This window comes from Streptosporangium sp. NBC_01810, assembly GCF_035917355.1.
Classification (GTDB): Bacteria; Actinomycetota; Actinomycetes; order Streptosporangiales; family Streptosporangiaceae; genus Streptosporangium.
The window spans coordinates 1119028-1135725 of sequence record NZ_CP109070.1 but is presented as its reverse complement, the minus strand read 5'-3'; the positions used below and the strand labels follow the sequence as shown (position 1 = coordinate 1135725).

13 protein-coding genes and 2 pseudogenes are annotated in these 16698 nt (G+C 67.2%); 8 read left to right on the top strand and 7 right to left on the bottom strand.

Annotated features, from left to right (window positions below; genetic code table 11):
- The first annotated feature begins 66 nt into the window (after positions 1-66).
- Complete coding sequence (locus OIE13_RS05175) at positions 67-2181, top strand: ATP-binding protein (RefSeq protein ID WP_326642380.1); 2115 nt, start codon at positions 67-69, stop codon at positions 2179-2181.
- A 1-nt stretch (position 2182) separates the two neighbouring features.
- Here the strand turns inward: OIE13_RS05175 and OIE13_RS05170 are convergent, their stop codons facing one another.
- Positions 2183-3259, bottom strand: coding sequence for a 4-epi-cubebol synthase (locus OIE13_RS05170; RefSeq protein ID WP_326642382.1), 1077 nt, complete (start codon positions 3257-3259; stop codon positions 2183-2185).
- 363 nt (positions 3260-3622) lie between these two features.
- Here OIE13_RS05170 and OIE13_RS05165 point away from each other — a divergent pair, with 363 nt between their 5' ends.
- Together OIE13_RS05165 and OIE13_RS05160 are read left to right on the top strand one after the other, a co-directional pair.
- Positions 3623-4531, top strand: a complete 909-nt coding sequence (locus tag OIE13_RS05165; protein ID WP_326642384.1) for a proteasome assembly chaperone family protein — start codon at positions 3623-3625, stop codon at positions 4529-4531.
- Positions 4524-5570, top strand: a complete 1047-nt coding sequence (locus OIE13_RS05160) for a Gfo/Idh/MocA family oxidoreductase (protein ID WP_326642386.1) — start codon at positions 4524-4526, stop codon at positions 5568-5570. Before OIE13_RS05165 ends, OIE13_RS05160 begins: the two co-directional genes overlap by 8 nt.
- A gap of 126 nt (positions 5571-5696) precedes the next feature.
- Here the strand turns inward: OIE13_RS05160 and OIE13_RS05155 are convergent, their stop codons facing one another.
- The 3 genes and pseudogenes from OIE13_RS05155 to OIE13_RS05145 all read right to left on the bottom strand — a co-directional run bounded on the left by OIE13_RS05155 (position 5697) and on the right by OIE13_RS05145 (position 8805).
- Complete coding sequence (locus tag OIE13_RS05155) at positions 5697-6494, bottom strand: tyrosine-protein phosphatase (protein WP_326642388.1); 798 nt, start codon at positions 6492-6494, stop codon at positions 5697-5699.
- A 113-nt stretch (positions 6495-6607) separates the two neighbouring features.
- Positions 6608-7069, bottom strand: a pseudogene (locus OIE13_RS05150) (RNA-guided endonuclease InsQ/TnpB family protein); the annotation flags it as partial.
- 428 nt (positions 7070-7497) lie between these two features.
- The gene (locus tag OIE13_RS05145) at positions 7498-8805 is read right to left on the bottom strand and encodes a cytochrome P450 (protein ID WP_326642390.1); all 1308 of its coding nucleotides are present in this window, start codon (positions 8803-8805) and stop codon (positions 7498-7500) included.
- A gap of 106 nt (positions 8806-8911) precedes the next feature.
- Between OIE13_RS05145 and OIE13_RS05140 the strand changes: the two genes are divergently transcribed.
- Positions 8912-9211: a transposase gene (locus tag OIE13_RS05140; protein ID WP_326642392.1), complete on the top strand. Its 300-nt coding sequence runs from the start codon at positions 8912-8914 to the stop codon at positions 9209-9211.
- Complete coding sequence (locus OIE13_RS05135) at positions 9208-9627, top strand: IS3 family transposase (protein ID WP_326642394.1); 420 nt, start codon at positions 9208-9210, stop codon at positions 9625-9627. The genes OIE13_RS05140 and OIE13_RS05135 overlap by 4 nt, the downstream gene beginning before the upstream one ends.
- A gap of 489 nt (positions 9628-10116) precedes the next feature.
- On the opposite strand, the gene OIE13_RS05130 is transcribed toward OIE13_RS05135, so the two are convergent.
- Positions 10117-10533 (bottom strand): MarR family winged helix-turn-helix transcriptional regulator, encoded by a 417-nt coding sequence (locus OIE13_RS05130; protein ID WP_326642396.1) that lies wholly within the window; start codon positions 10531-10533, stop codon positions 10117-10119.
- Between the two features lie 78 nt (positions 10534-10611).
- Here OIE13_RS05130 and OIE13_RS05125 point away from each other — a divergent pair, with 78 nt between their 5' ends.
- Positions 10612-12444: an ABC transporter ATP-binding protein gene (locus OIE13_RS05125; protein WP_326829607.1), complete on the top strand. Its 1833-nt coding sequence runs from the start codon at positions 10612-10614 to the stop codon at positions 12442-12444.
- Between the two features lie 124 nt (positions 12445-12568).
- Here the strand turns inward: OIE13_RS05125 and OIE13_RS05120 are convergent, their stop codons facing one another.
- Complete coding sequence (locus OIE13_RS05120) at positions 12569-13171, bottom strand: TetR/AcrR family transcriptional regulator (protein ID WP_326642399.1); 603 nt, start codon at positions 13169-13171, stop codon at positions 12569-12571.
- A gap of 244 nt (positions 13172-13415) precedes the next feature.
- On the opposite strand from OIE13_RS05120, the gene OIE13_RS05115 reads away from it, so the two are divergent.
- The gene (locus tag OIE13_RS05115; protein ID WP_326642401.1) at positions 13416-14984 is read left to right on the top strand and encodes an MDR family MFS transporter; all 1569 of its coding nucleotides are present in this window, start codon (positions 13416-13418) and stop codon (positions 14982-14984) included.
- A 323-nt stretch (positions 14985-15307) separates the two neighbouring features.
- Here the strand turns inward: OIE13_RS05115 and OIE13_RS05110 are convergent.
- Positions 15308-15691: pseudogene (locus OIE13_RS05110) on the bottom strand (hypothetical protein); the annotation flags it as partial.
- A gap of 144 nt (positions 15692-15835) precedes the next feature.
- Between OIE13_RS05110 and OIE13_RS05105 the strand changes: the two are divergent.
- Positions 15836-16648: a hypothetical protein gene (locus OIE13_RS05105; RefSeq protein ID WP_326642405.1), complete on the top strand. Its 813-nt coding sequence runs from the start codon at positions 15836-15838 to the stop codon at positions 16646-16648.
- The last annotated feature ends 50 nt before the right edge of the window (positions 16649-16698 follow it).

Sequence of the window (16698 nt, the reverse complement as noted above, 5' to 3'; positions counted from 1 at the left end):
CCGGGACAGGCGAGAGCCCAGACGGTACGATGCTTGGGCAGGTTTCGGCTACTTCCGTGAGGCGCCATGACAACGCCAGCAGGATGGCGGCGAGACGGCAATCTCCCCAACGAGCTGACCAGCTTCGTGGGGCGCACCAGGTTGCTCACCACACTCAGGCAGCGGTTGGGCGAGCACCGCCTGGTCACGGTGACCGGCATCGGAGGGGTCGGCAAGTCCCGCACCGCCCTGCGGATCGCGCACCTGATGCGCAGCCAGTTCAAGGACGGCGTCTGGTTCGCCGACCTGGCCCGCCTCCAGGACTCGGGGATGGTCCGCCACACGATCACCTCGGCCCTCGGGATCGCCGACCAGTCCGCCCGCTCGGCGGACGAGACGCTGATCGAGTGGCTGGGTGACCGCGAGATCCTCCTGATCATCGACACCTGCGAACATCTGGTCGACGCGTGCGCCGCGCTCTTCGAGGACCTGCTCCGCAACGCCGGGGGCCTGACCATCCTGGCGACCAGCCGCCAGTCGCTGAACGCCAGGGGCGAGCACACGGTCACCATCCCGCCGCTGGCCGTCCCCGGCGACTCCCCCGGCGAGGACGTCTTCACCAACGAGGCGGTGCAGCTCTTCGCCGCGCGGGCCGGTGCGGTGGTGCCCAACTTCATGCTCGACGAGGGCAACATCGGCCCGGTGTCCGAGCTCTGCCGCCGTCTCGACGGCATCCCGCTCGCCATCGAGCTGGCCGCGGTCCGGATGCGCGCGCTGTCCGTGGAGCAGATCCTCGGCCTGCTGGCCGACCGGTTCAGCCTGCTCGCGGGGGCCAGCCGCACGGCGCTGCCCAGGCACCAGACGCTGCGGGCCGCGATCGGCTGGAGCCACGAGCTGTGCGAGCCGGCCGAGCGGCTCCTGTGGGCACGGCTGTCGGTCTTCGCGGGAGACTTCGAGCTCGATGCCGCCCGCTACGTCTGCTCAGGGGACAATCTCCCCTCAGAGGACATCATGGACCTCATCTCCAGCCTGGTGGAGAAGTCGATCCTGCTGAGCGACGGCACGCCGTCCGGGCACCGCTACCAGCTGATCGACACCCTGCGGCAGTACGGCGAGGAGTGGCTGGACAAACTCGGCGAGAGCGACAGGGTCCGGAAGAAGCACCGCGACTACTACCTGCAGCTGGCCTCAAGGAGCGAGGACGCCTGGTCGGGCGCCCGCCAGGTCTACTGGTACGTCAGGATGCGCCACGAGCACGACAACATCCGGGTCGCGCTCGACTACTGCCTGCGCACCCCCGGCGAGGTGCAGTCCGGGCTGAAGCTGCTGTCCTCCCTGTGGTTCATGTGGGTCGCCTGCGGGCTGGCCCGCGAGGGCAGGCTCTATCTGGAGAAGACCCTGGAGCTGGCGCGCCGGCCGAGCCCCGAGCGGTGCAAGGCGCTCTGGGTGCTGTCCTACATCAACAGCGCGCAGGGCAACATCAGCGGTGCCATCGAGGCCGCGGAGCAGTGCAGCTCGGACGCCGTCAGGGTCGGCGACTCGGGCGCGGTCATCCTGGCCACCAAGATGCTCGGCACCGCCGCGTTCCTCCAGAACGACCTGCAGAAGGCGAGCGCGCTGCTGGGCGTGGCGATCGAGTTTCACAAGAGCGGGCGGGAGCTCAACCCGGGACTGCTCCCCTCGATCGTCGAGCTGTCCATGGTGCTGCTCATCCAGAACGAGCCGGCCGAGGCCGAGGTGCTGCTGCGCGACTGCATCGCGGTCTGCACCCAGCGCGGCGAGCTGTGGCTGCGCTCGTACGCCATCTACGCACTCGCCAGCGTGTGCCAGGCGATGGGCCGCTCGCCCGAGGCCACGTCGAACGCCCGTGAGGCGCTCCGCCTCAAACGCTACTTCCATGACGTGCTCGGCATCGGCCTGGCGATCGAGGTGGTCGCCAAACAGGCGCTGGAAGACGGCCAGCCGGTGCTCGCCTCCCTGCTGATGGGCGGCGGGCAGGCCAACTGGCGGACCTTCGGGATGCCGCAGATGAGCTCCCCGTTCTTCAACACCGAGCACGACCGCTGCGTCAAGGAGTGCAGGCGCCTCCTCGGCGACGAGGCACACGAGGAGGCCTTCTCCCGGGGCAGGAGGCTGAACCTGGAGGAGCTGATCGTCCTCGCGCTCGGAGACCACGAGGACGGTCAGACGCTCTCCGGGTGAGTCACCCGGCGGACTCTCCCTCCCGCTGCCAGGCCGTCGTGTAGCGGGAGCTGGTCAGCGAGTAGTCGACACTGCCGCTGATCCAGAACTCCAGGCCGCGCACGTACGCGAGCACCGCCTCGGAGCCGAGCGCCTCCAGTGAGGGGCGCAGCGCCACCATGTCGGCGATCGCCCGGTTGCGCATGGCGCCGATCGCCTCCATCGCCTGCTGCCGGGAGTAGCCCCGGTGCCTGGTGAGCACGCTCACCAGGTTGTTGCGGGAGTTGACGCCGTCGCTCTCCTTGGCGTACGAGATGAGGTCGTTGTCCCAGACGACGACGTCGTTGGCGCTCTCGGTGATCGCCTTGACGTCGGGGTGGCGCCACTCCTCCGGGGTGAGGGGGCGGCCGCTGGCGACGTCGATGAGGGCGAAGACCGTGAGCATGGCACCGGTGCGCCGCCGCATGAAGAGGTAGTCGTCCACCTGCGGCACCACGTCGGCCTCGCAGTTGGCGGCCTCCCACACCTGGGCGAAGAGGTAGTCCTTGGTAACGGAGCGCCAGCGGTCGAGCTGGTCGTCGTCCCCGTAGGCGGAGATCCTGCCCTTGATCTCCAGGAGCGTCCTGGCGAAGACGTCGTCGACCTCCTGCCCGGCCTCCAGGTCGTCGAGGACGGTGAACAGCCGGGGCAGGGCGCGGGTCAGCTCGCCGGCGCCGCGGCCCGACTCACAGAAGGCGTCGTCGAAGGCGAACAGCCACACACACCAGTCGGTCACCAGCCGGAGCGTGTGGTGCTCGGCGTAGGGATACGTACGAGCCCCCAGCCAGCCGTACTTCGCCTGCCGGTAGCGCTCCACGGTCTCGGCGTCCTCCAGGATGCCCGTGTCCACCAGCCAGTCGAGGGTCTCGGTGTTGACCCTTTCGACATGGGGGCTGACCTCGCTGGGGAAGGGGCAGGGTAACGGGGGGACGCGAAGTGGTAGGCCTGACCTACGCGTAGTAGTAGTTCCCACCCTCCAAGGATGACTGAAGGGCGACAGTTTTCCTATACATCGGTAAACACCTGGATATCGCAATTTCCGACTTAATGCCCAAACCATTTCAGGTATTCGTCCTGGCCGAACATCCGGGCCGCGTCCGTCGCCGAGGGCGTTCCGGCGTGGCCGTGGTAGGCGGCGCGCAGCCGTGGTAGGCGGCGCGCATCAGCGGCGTGTGCCCCTGCCGTCGGTGAGATCGGCCGGAACCCCGGCCTCGACGTAGGCACGGAGCTGCTCCGTCTCGCCACCTCTCGCCGCCTATCGCCAGGTCGAACAGACGGGTTGCGAACTCCTCAAGCTCAGGGTCAGGCTGCATGTGACCCACTGTGCCCCGATAGGGTGCCTGTGATCGCCGAGGGCAGCCGGAATTCAGCGGACCCGGAGCGGGTTGAGCTGAAGAGACGACCGACGAAAGGCTGGAAAACGGTGTTCGACCCGACGGATCTCTACCGGCTCAGCGGAGACGTCCCTGAGCTGACCGATCCGGTGCTGCTCTACCACTTCGACGGGTTCGTGGACGCGGGCGGTGCCGGACGGCTCGCCGTCACCCACCTGCTCGACGAGCTGGAGCACCAGGTCGTGGCGACCTTTGACGTGGACCGCCTGCTCGACTACCGCTCCCGGCGGCCCACCATGACCTTCGACAGCGACCGCTGGGTGGCCGTGGAGAGCCCCGAGCTCGCACTGCGCCTCGTCCACGACACCACGGGCACGCCGTTCCTGCTGCTCAGCGGCCCCGAGCCGGACCGCGAGTGGGAGCTGTTCACCTCCGCCGTCGAAACGCTGGTCAACCGGCTGAACGTCGGCAAGCTGGTGACCGCCCACGGCATCCCGATGGCCGTCCCGCACACCCGCCCGCTGGGCGTCACCGGACACGCCAGCCGGCCCGAGCTCGTCACCGGCCAGACCAGTACCTTCGGCAAGGTCCAGGTGCCCGGCAGCGTGACCGCGCTGATCGAGTTCCGGCTCGGCGCCAAGGGGCACGACGCCCTCGGCTATGCGGTGCACGTTCCGCACTACCTGGCCCAGGCCGAATACCCCTCGGCCGCGGTGACCGTGCTGGAGTCGGTCACCAAGAGCACCGGGCTGGTGTTCCCGCTGGAGGGCCTGCGCGAGGCCGCCGGCAAGACCGATGCCGAGATCGCCGAACAGATCGAGGCCTCCCAGGAGCTGTCCACCGCCATCACCGGCCTGGAACAGCAGTACGACGCGTTCGCCGCGGGCGCCGAGCACGAGAGCCTGATGGCCGAGTCCACGGAGATGCCGACCGGCGACGAGCTCGCCGCCCAGTTCGAGGCGTTCCTGGCCGAACGTGACGAGCAACGCGGTGACTGAGCTGCGCGTCGGCCTCGTCGGGTACGGGGTGGCGGGGGCGTTCTTCCATGCCCCGCTGATCACCGCGACCCCCGGTATGCGGCTGTCCGCGGTGGTCACCGGCGACCCCGGCCGGGCCGCCGAGGTCTCGGGGAAGTACGGCGCGCGGGTGGTCGGCGACGCCACCGTCCTGTGGGACGGCGCCGACCCGGTCGACCTGGTCGTGATCGCCTCCCCCAACCGCACACACGTTCCGCTGGCGGAGGCCGCCCTGAAGGCCGGCCTGCCGGTCGTGGTGGACAAGCCGCTGGCCGCGACCGCCGGACAGGCGTGCGGCCTGGTGGAGCTGGCGCGCGCGGAGGGCCTGATGCTGACCGTGTTCCAGAACCGGCGCTGGGACGGCGACTTCCTGACGCTCGGGCGGCTGGTCTCGGCGGGCGAGCTTGGCGAGGTCACCCGGCTGGAGTCGCGATTCGAGCGCTGGCGGCCGGTGCCGAAGGGCGGCTGGCGCGAGACGGGCGGCACCGACGAGGTCGCCGGGCTGCTCTACGACCTCGGCAGCCACCTGGTCGACCAGGTTCTGCGCCTGCTCGGTCCGGTCGTCGACGTCTACGCCGAGTCGGATGTGCGGCGCCCGGGGGTGAACGCCGACGACGACACCTTCATCGCCCTCTCCCATTCGAGCGGGGCCCGTTCCCACCTGTGGGCCGGCGCGGTCGCGCCCCGGCTCGGCCCCCGCTTCCGGGTGCTCGGCTCGCGGGCGGGCTACCTGAAGTACGGGCTGGACGTGCAGGAGGAGCAGTTGCGCGCCGGTCTCACCCCCGTCTCTCCCGGTTTCGGTGCGGAGCCTCCCGAGCGGTGGGGCACCCTTGGCACCGACGACGACAACCGTGTCGTCCCCACCGAACCCGGCACCTACGCCGGCTTCTACCGGGCGGTGGCCGCCTGCCTGCGCGAGGGTGCTCCGCCACCGGTCGACCCCGAGGAGGTCGTCGAGGCTCTCACGGTGCTGGAGGCGGCCCGTCGCTCGGCCGCCGAGCGCCGGGTCGTCACCCTCTGACGACCTGACGACGACCTGACGACGACCTGACGACGACCTGACGACGCACCGCTCAAGGCGGTCGCATCCGGATACCGCGCCTCCGTACTGGAAGCGCGGGCCGGTCGCGCGACCTGCCAAGGGGCCTCAGTCGCGCAGGCGGGCGCGGAGGAGACCGGAGTCGCTCTCGCTCCAGCCGTGCGAGGCGAGCCATTCGAGCGGGCCGCCGAAACGGTTGTCCAGGATGTGCAGGAACTGCTCGATGTACTCGGGCCTCGGACGATGATCGTCGGCCGGGCGGGCGTCGAGGTCGTCGCGGTAGGTGGCGCTGGCGCGCAGCCGTGCCAGGATGCCCTCCAGGCGGTCACCCGTGGCGGTGTAGTCGGCGACGATCGCCTCACGGGTGGCACCGGCGACCTCCAGCGCGAGGGCGCTGACGACACCGGTGCGGTCCTTGCCCGCCGCGCAGTGCACGAGGGCCGCGCCGTCGTCGCGGGCCATGGCACGCAGGGCCGCCAGGACCGAGTCGGGACGGTCCCGGAGGTAGGCGTAGTAGAAGCCGGTCACCCGCAGCTCGGCGAGGTCCTCCTCGTCCCGCGCCGTCCAGGGCAGCACCCTGTCACCCTCGATGGTGTCGGCCTCGACATCGGTGTACCTGCCGCCCTCGGCGAACAGGGTGAGGTGGTGGATGCTCACCTCCGGCACCCCGGTGAGCGGCCCCGGCCCCTCCAGGCGCACCTCCGGACCGGAGCGCAGGTCGACGACGTTGCGGAGCTTCAGGTCTGCGACGAGCAGCTGAATGTCCCGCTCGGTCAGCCCCTGCAGGTTGTCGGCCCGGTAGATGCGGCCGAAGCGTGTGGTTCCGCCGTCCACCGTGGCGAGCCCGCCGAGGTCGCGTACGTTGACGGCACCTTCAAGATCAATCCAACGCGTGAAGTCGTTCATCGCCGCCAAGTTTATACGCCCCTTTACGTATGGCCAGTTAACACATAGGACCTATTTCCGTAATTGCCGATGTCCATGTGCCACGTCCGCAAATGCACCGCATTTTTCTCCATTCAGCCCTCCGTACGGCGCAGGAGTTCCAGGGTGCGGCCCATCCCCGCCTGGTTGCCGAGGCTGCGGTAGATGTCCTGGGCCTGGCGCAGGACGTCCACCGCGGCCCGCCGCTCGCCCGCCTCCTGCCGCATCTCAGCGGCAGGTTTCCGTCCAGCGGCGACGACTCGTCGTCCTTCGGCCAGCACGTTGATGACCGCGTTGACGTCTCGGTCATGGGTTGCGCCGCAGGCGCATACCCAGTCGCGGACGTTCAACGGCATCGACTCTTGCAGGGTGCCGCACTCCGAGCACAGTTTCGAGGAAGGGAACCAGCGGTCAATCTTGACGAACGTCCGGCCGTACCGAGCGGCCTTGTACTCCAACATCCCGATAAACTATGTCCATCCGGCGTCGTGAACCGACGTGGCCAGCCGGGTGCGGCCGAGTCCGGACACGGCGAGGTTCTCCACGTAGACCGCTTGAGCTTGGCACAGAGGGGTAGGCCCCCTCGATCAGGTCCAACATCGGGTTGTCCAGGTACCGTGGCCTGTTCGGCGGGTCCGGGTGGGTGGTCCCAAGCCGGTCGTCGAGCAGGAGCTGCTTGAGCTCGGCGAGCCGGGTCACCAGCCACGCTTCATCGCCGACCGGGGTACGCACCCGGACGATGGGGCCGCTGTCCCGCAGCCGGCGGATCAACGGGTTCAACTGGCCCGGCATCCACATGCGCCCAGGACCGGCACTTCGCTATGGTCATCCGAGGTTTGTTTGGGCACCACGCTCTCGCTAGATCATCACCCCTTTGGAAGTAAAGATTCCCTTAGTACGTCTCGGCGCGGCAGCCCGGCCGCACGATGCGCGGCCGGGTTGGCGGGTTGGCGGGTTGGCGGACCGGTGTAGGTACCGGTGGCGATCAGTACGCGGAGGGAACCGGCAGATCCCAGGTGATCGGTAGCTGGGCGATGCCGCCACCGACCTTCTGTTCGCTCAGCTCGCCGGAGACCGGGATATCGCCGATCGGGATCGCCAGGCGCATGGAGGGCAGCCGGGGCAGAAGCCTGGCGAGTACCTCGCTAATTTCCAGCCGAGCCAGTGGGGCGCCGATGCAGTAGGTCATTCCGTGGCTGAACACCAGGTGGGGGTTGGGCGATCGGGTGACGTCGAACCGTTCCGGGTCTTCGAACACCCGGTCGTCGAACGCGGTCGAGCCGTGGTCGCACAGAACGAGGTCGCCGGCGCGGATCGTGACCCCGCCGATCTCGATGTCCGCGCTGGCGTACCGGGGCAGCGCGGATTCGGCGAATTTGCTCATCCGCAGTGCCTCCTCCACCGCGCCGGGCAACAGTTCCGGGTCTTCGAGCACCAGCTTGTGCTGATCCGGGTTCGTGGCGAACAGCCCGATCGCCGCGCTGATGCTGTGCGGAGTCACCTGGTACGACATGGTGACAAAAGCCAGCAACGCACCGACGAACTCGTCGGGGAGTCCGGCTTGGCACAGCGCCGAGGCCAGATCGTCGCCCGGTTGCACGCGTTTACGCTCGGCAACCTCGCCCAGGTATCCGAACAGCTCCTGCACCTGGTCCAGTCCCGCCCCCACGCTGCTGATCCGGTCGAGCACCGCCTGGTATTCCGCTGGATCCGCTACGCCGAGCAGGTCACACAGGATCTGATAGGAGAACGGCAGCGAGAACTCGGTGTGCATGTCTACCGGCGGCTGCTTGGCAAGTATGGCGTCGAGATGCTCGTCGGCCACGGCGCCGACGCGCGACCGCATGCCGGCTATGCGCTTGGCCGAGAAATACGGGGTGAGACTCGATCGGAGGGCGTGATGCGTACGACGCGCGTCAGCCGGATCCTGGTCCGACACGATCAGATCCAACATCGGGTTGTCCAGGTACCGCGCCCTGTTCGGCGGGTCCGGGTGGGTGGTCCCGAGTCGGTCGTCGAGCAGGAGCTGCTTGAGCTCGGCGAGCCGGGTCACCAGCCACGCTTCATCGCCGACCGGGGTACGCACCCGGACGATGGGGCCGGTGTCCCGCAGCCGGCGGATCAACGGGTTCAACTGGCCCAGGCATCCGCGTGCGCCCAGTGCTGGCACTTCACTATGGTCCATCCGAGCCTCCTGGGGTTTGGTTTGGGCACCACACTTTCGCTGGATAATCACCCATTTGGAACTAAGAATTTCCTTAGATACATCGGTAATTCGCGGATCTCGCGCCATCCCGGCGTCCTGTTCGTGGATCGTCAGGCGGCCTCGGATTGAGGTGCCCCAAAGATTCCGGATAGACCACTCGCTAGGCTGGTAATAGTCCGAAGAAGATAGAAACATGCCGAAAGGTTCCAGGCGTAGGTTCAGTCAGGAGTTCAAGGACAAGGCTGTGCGCATGGTCCTCGATGGCCCCCGTACGATCGCCGAGGTCGCCAGAGAGTTCGGCGTCCACGACACCACGCTCGGCAACTGGGTGAACACCTACAAGCGGACACGCGCGGAAGAAGAACCGCACTCCCTCAGCGGCCCCGAGCGCGCCCTGCTGGGTGAACTTGAGCGAGAAAACTCCGAGCTCCGAGAGAAGCTTTCCTCTCTGAAAAAAGCCGCGGCCTTCTTCGCGGCCGAGAACAATCGGTGACCGCGAAGTTCGAGTTGATCGACGCGGAGAAGGCCAACCACAAGATTGTGAAAATGTGCGACTGGCTGGAGGTGTCCCGCTCGGGGTATTACGAGTGGCGCGACCGGCCCGCCTCGGCGACCGCACAGCGTCGCGACCTCCTCCAGGACCTGGTCTCGGGCATCTTCTACGAGCACGAGGAGGTGTACGGCTACCGGCGCGTCCATGCCGAATTGCTGCGCCGGGGTGAGCGTTGCTCGGCTGAGCTGGTGCGGGTGCTGATGCGCGAGCTGGGCCTGCTGCCGGCGCAGGTGCGGCCCTTCAGGCCAAAGCTCGCCGAGCTGCGGTTCGTTACATCGAGGGCTTCTACAATCGGTGCCGACTTCACTCATCTGTTGGTTACCGGACGCCAAACGAAGTCCTCGACGAATACATAGAACTTCAGTCGGTTGCGTAGCCCGCGGCCGCAGATTCCGCTGTCCGGAATGATCTAAGCCTCTTAGTGGCGACAGCGGCACTGGCTCCGATCAAACGCATGGTAGCACGCAACAGTTTGTCGGGATACACGGTCAACACGACTGTCCGCATTCCGGCCACGCAGGTGGCACGGAACCAGCAGCCCGCGCGCCAAAATACCGACGCGGCCCTCAGCACAGTTCCGAACCTCGCCTCATCGGCGCCGACTCCGTGGGCTTGACGCGTCATCCGCGACACCTCCCGGGCCAGGGTAGCAAAATTGCTCCGAATTTTCGGGGTCTTCGAAGTTAATTTGAAGTTAATTCGAAGTTAATCGGAGTTGAAGCGTCTGCGTGGACGCTGGTTAAACATTAAATTTGCCCACGCTCTCCGGGTCCGACAGCCGAGGTCACGGAGACGGCCTCGGCTCGGATCATCCGGGAAGCCGGTGAGGATTCCCGGGCGGCACACTAGGCGAGCTGCGCGTCGACCGCGCCCAGCAGTTCCCTGAGCTGGTCTCGCTGCTCAGCGGTGAGCACCGAGAACAGTTCCTCGGCCACCTGCCTGCGCGCCTCACGTACCTGCTCGTACAGCTCGCGACCCTCGCCGGTCACCACGAGCAGGGTGGAGCGGCGGTTGGCCGGATCGACCTCGCGGCGGACCAGACCGGCCTCCTCCAGCGCGTCGATCACCGGGGTCACCGAGCGCGGCACGATCCGCAGCCTCTCGGCGAGCTGCACCATCTTGAGCGGCGGCTCGGAGTCGACGATCACCCGAAGCGCCCGCGCCTGGCCGGGGCTCAGGCCGAGCGGGCCGAGCCGCTCGCCGTATCCCCGGCGTAGTCGATGGCCGACACCGTGCACCAGATCGGCCAGTTCCGTCTCCACAGCGCCGAACCTATCCCAGTGCCACCCGGAATGAATGTGAGGTAGCCTCTGTTTGAGCAAACATCAGAAAGGAGCTCCATGGCGGAACAGACCGGGAGTGCCGAACGGCACGAAACACCTCGTATGACCGACGATCCCCGCGCGAACGAAGCCCCCCTCGAAGACGAAGTACCCCCCACGAGCGACGAGCCCCGCGCGCCCCTGCGGCGCGTCGTCGGCCTGTTCCACCCCTACCGGGGCCGGCTGGTCGTCGTGGGCGCCCTCATCGGACTGTCCTCGCTCGTCTCGCTGTCCTCGCCGTTCATGCTCCGTGCGGTGCTCGACGACGCCATCCCGCACGGCAGGACCGGCCTGCTGACGCTGCTCGTACTCGGCATGGTCGCGGTCGCCGTCGTCACCAGCGTGCTCGACGTCATCCAGATGCTGATCTCCAACGGAGTCGGCCAGCGCGTCATGCACGATCTGCGCACCGCCGTCTACGGCCACCTGCAGCGCATGTCCATGGCCTTCTTCACCCGCACCAGGACCGGCGAGGTGCAGTCGCGCATCGCCGGCGACATCGGCGGCATGCAACTGGTGGTCACCTCCACCGCCGCCGCGATCGTCTCCAACCTGACCACCGTGATCGCGACGGTCATCGCGATGCTCGTGCTGGACTGGCGGCTGACCGTGGTGTCGCTGCTGCTGCTCCCGCTCTTCGTCGGCATCAGCCGCCGAGTCGGCCGGGAGCGCAGGAGGATCACCTCCGAACGGCAGCGGAAGATGGCCGCCATGTCGTCGATGATCCAGGAGTCGCTGTCGATCAGCGGCATCCTGCTGGGCCGGACGATGGGCCAGGGCCCCGAGCTCGCCAGCCGGTTCTCCGCCGCCTCGGACGAGCTGGCCGTCCTGGAGCTCCGCTCCAGCATGGCCGGGCGCTGGCGGCAGTCCACCATCCAGATCATCATGGCGGCCATGCCCGCGATGATCTACTGGGCCACCGGACTGACCTCGGCGATCTCCATCGGCACCGTCGTCGCCTTCACCACCCTCCAGCTGAACCTGTTCCGCCCCTCGGTGTCGCTGCTCCGGCTCGGCGTCGACGTGCAGAGCTCCCTGGCGCTGTTCGCCCGGATCTTCGAGTACCTGGACCTGGCCGTGGACATCCACCCCGGCACCCACACACCGCAGACCGTACGCGGCGAGATCCGCTTCGAGCACGTCGACTTCTCCTACGGCGAGACCCCGACCCTGTCGGACATCGACCTCACCGTCCCCGCGGGCACGACCCTGGCCGTGGTCGGCGAGACCGGCTCGGGCAAGACCACGCTGAGCTACCTGCTGCCCCGTCTGTACGACGTGACCGGCGGGCGGATCACCATCGACGGGGTGGACGTGCGCGAGCTGACCTTCGAGGCCCTGGCCGAGACGGTCGGCGTGGTCTCCCAGGAGACCTACCTGTTCCACTCCTCGATCGCCGACAACCTGCGCTTCGCCAACCCCTCGGCCACCGACGAGGAGATCGTCGCCGCCGCCCGGGCCGCCCGGATCCACGACCACATCGCCGCGCTGCCCGAGGGGTACGAGACCGTGGTCGGCGAACGCGGCTACCGCTTCTCCGGCGGCGAGAAGCAGCGCCTGGCCATCGCCAGGACGCTGCTGCGCGACCCGCCCGTACTGGTCCTCGACGAGGCCACCAGCGCCCTCGACACTCAGACCGAGCGCGCCGTCCAGGAGGCGCTGGACACCCTGTCTCGCGGCCGTACCACCATCACGATCGCCCACCGCCTGTCGACGATCCGCGACGCCGACCAGATCGTGGTCCTCGACCGGGGCCGCATCGTCGAACGCGGCAGCCACGACGACCTCCTCGCCGCCGGCGGCCCCTACGCCGCCCTCGTCAACCGCGACCGCTCCCTCACCACGGCCTGACCCGGGCCACCTCCCGCGATGGCGGAGACCGCCAGGGAGACCACCAGGCCGGTCATTCCAGTTCTCCCCGCGCCCGCCGGCGAAACCGCCGGGCAGGGTTCGGCACGGTTGCCGGTCGCATCCGTCATCGTCCGACGGCCGGAAGCTTCGGGGCGGGAAGCAGGCCCTCGACCAGTAGCGTTGCCGCCTGCATCGCGGCGGTGAGGATGTCGGCGTCGTCGGCCTCGGTGCCCTGGGCGGCCATTACGGTGCTGTGCACGCTGAGCAGGGCCATCCGGATACGCAGGCGGTCCTGGAGGGGTGCACCCGGCCCCAACATGATCGAGACGGCCTTCTCAAGGCGCTGCAGTGCGCCGCCCTGCCTCGAAGGCAGGGCCGTGCGCAGCGCGGTCTGGTTGGCGGCCGTGAAACGCATGGTCCGCAGCCCCCGAGCGGCGGCCAGGGTGAGCCATCTGCCGAGGAGTTCGGAAGCCAGTTCCGGAGAGTGCGGCTGCTCGGCGGCCCAGTCGAGGAGTTCGTCGAGCGTGCGCAGGTGCTCCTCGAAGAGGCTGAGGATGATCGCCTCTTTGCTCTCGAAGTGATAGTAGAGCGCGGCCTTGGTGATACCGAGTTGCTCGGCGACTTCGCGCATCGACGTGGCGTCGTAGCCATGCTCGGTGAACAGGGCCAACGCGACCTCCTGGATCTCGGCCCGTCTGTCGCTGCCCTTGCGCCGCGTACCCGTCACCCGTTCCGCCTTCGCCCTTGATCCGATGCCGCACGCTCCGGGAGCCGCCGGGAGTCGCCGACATGGTGCCGCCGGCACCCGCGGTCGCGGTGTGCCCAGCTCTCGTCATCCGGCTGGACCGTGTCCCGGGAACGCCGCACTGCCCCTGGAGTCTATCGCTTCTCCCCCATTTGCTTACCGGCCGGTTAGCAAGTAAATTTACCGACCGACCGGTAAGTTGTTGGAACCTGGAGGGAAAACAGTGGTGGAGAAGGACAGCGCGAAAGGCGCGGACAGTCCCCCTGCGGCAGAAAAGGAGGCCGGGCTGGGGTTCAGCCACCGCCAGATCCTGGTCACAATGAGCGGCCTGGTCATCGCCATGCTGCTGGCGATGCTGGACAACATGATCGTCGCTCCGGCGCTGCCGACGATCGTCGGCGAGCTGGGCGGCCTGAACCACCTGGCATGGGTGGCCACCGGCTACGTCCTGGCCTCCACCGTGTCCACGCCGATCTGGGGCAAACTCGGCGACCTGTACGGCCGGCGCATCACCTTTGTCGCTGCTGTGGCGATCTTCCTGATCGGTTCGATGCTGTGCGGCGTGTCCCAGGACATGGCGCAGCTGATCGGCTTCCGCGCGGTCCAGGGCCTGGGCGCGGGCGGTCTGATGGTCGGCGTGCTGTCGATCATCGGGGAGATGATCCCGCCGCGGGACCGCAGCAAGTACCAGGGCGTGATGATGGCCGTCATGCCGGTCGCGATGATCGGCGGCCCGCTCATCGGCGGCTTCATCACCGACAACCTCAGCTGGCGCTGGGCCTTCTACGTCAACGTGCCCCTCGGCGTCGTCACCCTGGCCCTGTGCTGGATCACGCTCGCCAAGCTGCCCAAGGGCAGCGGCAAGGCCGTGATCGACTGGTGGGGCACCGCCCTGCTGACCGTGTGGATCACCGCGCTGGTGCTCATCACCAGCTGGGGCGGCACCCAGTACGACTGGGGCTCGGCACAGATCCTCGGCCTGGCGGCGCTGGCAATCGTCGCGTTCATCGCCTTCGTCTTCGTCCAGCGGCGAGTGGCCGAGCCGATCATGCCGCTGCGGGTCTTCAAGAGCCTCAACTTCACGCTGTCCGGCGTGGTCGCCTTCATCTCGGGCTTCGCGATGTTCGGCGCCATTAGCTTCCTGCCACAGTTCCAGCAGTTCGTCCAAGGCTCCTCGGCCACCAACAGCGGCCTGGCTCTGATGCCGATGATGATCGCCGCGATGGTCGTCAGCCTGAGCGGTGGCGTGCTGATCAGCAAGACCGGGCACTACAAATCGTTGCCGATCATCGGTGCCATCCTGGTCACCGCCGGCCTGGCACTGTTCGCCACCATGGACCTCGGCACCTCCACGTTCACCTCCGGCATCTACATGGTGCTCCTGGGCGCCGGGATGGGCGCGATGATGCAGACCAGCACCTTGATCGCCCAAAACAGCCTCGACCTGCGTGACATGGGCGCGGGCACAGGGGTATCGACCTTCCTGCGCAACATGGGCAGTTCGCTCGGCGTCTCCCTGCTCGGCGCCGTCTACGCCAGCCAACTGACCGACTCCCTGACAGGTGGCGGGACCGCGACGCAGGGGGTGGCCGCCTCCGCCACCTCGATGACCCCCCAAGCGCTGCGAGCCCTGCCCGAAGCGGCCAGGCACCTGTTCCAGCAGGCCGTCACCGACGGCGTCACCGTGCTCTTCACCTGGGGCGCGGCCGTGGCCGCCATCGGCATCGTCGTCGCCCTGTTCATTCGCCAGGTCCCGCTCCGCGGCGCCGCCAAGCCGGTGGCGGTGGGTAGCTGAGCCGGTCCGCCGCAGGGCCACCACCAGCCCGCGAGCGGCCGACCTCGGCCGCATCCACGACAGAGGAGACCGCCATGTCAGCACCGACCGAACGCGGCATGGAACGCGTCGACGCCAGGTGCTACGTGCAGCCCCACCTGTCGACTGACAGCCACGCCCTCGGCCTGTGGAGACCCCGTCAGATGTGGGTTTTGGGGTTACTCGGGCCTGCCCCGCGTACGGTCCGGCCGGCCACGAGAAGGAGGGTGAGCGCACCGAGAACACGGAATCTCATCACGGCGCCCTCAACGGCAGGCGAGCATGGACGTTCATCGTGGCCACCGACGATCCAGGACATGACCCGCGCATTCGGCCTGTCCGCGTACCTCGACCAGGGGAAGATCGACCGGCACCGCCAGCGCGTAGGCGACCTCGCGCCGATGACAGAACTCCCGCAGGTCCGGGTCGCGGCCGTAGTCGGCGTCGGCGGCGTCCCACTTGGCGCCGTTCAACAGCCACTCGATCCGATACGCCGTGCCATGCCCGACATGATCAGCCAGCTGCCAGGAGTTCTTACGAGCCACATCGGCCAGCAGGCCGCGCACCAGATCCGCGAACGTCGCCCTCGGCTCCGGACGGGTGAACAACGGCCCGGCGATCTCCTCACTCAACTCGCGAAGATCTTCCTCCCAAGCCACGATCCGATCATAGGTGATGGTATCCGTCATCCCTGGTCAACGGGCTACACCCGGCACCCATTCCATGATCTACGAATGCAGTACCTGTCGCAGGACATCATGCGTGCCCTGCGATATACGTCGCCGCTTATCCGGCACTGGCGCGATACCTTACCATGAAGTAGCGTTCCGGGCATGGGCGACATTCATACCACCAAAAAAATGATCCTGTTGTGCTCCGCGATTATGTTCGTGTCGGCCTGTGCCGGGCAGGCGGGAGTGGGCGGTGATTCTCGCGCGGCAGTGGATCAATGGCGCGAGTTTCCGTACGCACGCGATCCACGTCCGATAGTCATTATTGAAGATCTCCCCAAATCCTTGGGAAACGCTAAGCCGGGAACGCAGTTCACTTTGCGGAAAAAACTGTCCGACGACCCGCCGGAAAGCCAGGAGATCCTACTCCATGGAGGCAGGGTAAGCCTTACTCAGATATCAGCAGCAGATGCTTTCGATTATCTTTCTGTACAGCTTCGACAGTTACCCGGCGAGACTAATTTAATGACTGTCGTCAAAGCACGTCTGAATCAATTGGAGTGGATGACGGACAGAGGGTCGCTGTCACTTCCCTCATGGAGCTTCTACACGGACGATGGAGGGTCGGTAAGCTGGCCGGCGGTGACACCTGACGCGTTTTGGCGCCTAGGTAAAATAAGGCGGTCGGCGACGATTAACAGCGTGTCTCTGGACGCGTCGAAAACTTCGCTTTCCTTCGAAATGATCGCCGACCCGAATCCCTGCGACGGCTCAACGGGTGGCGATCATTTCGAAGCCGGTCAACTCCAGTCCACCGTGGTGATCTTTACCGGTGAATCAAGTGCCGCGGACTCCGGCTGTGATCGGCCGGCTTTCGCGATGCTGAGGAGCGGAACCGTACGAATCGATCGACCACTGGAGGGAAGGGTCGTTGTCGATCAGCACGGTAATCCTGTGCCGGTTGAAATGCCGTGAAATCACCGCTTCCGGCGGAGTTTCACTCCCGGTCACACACACCCTCGGAC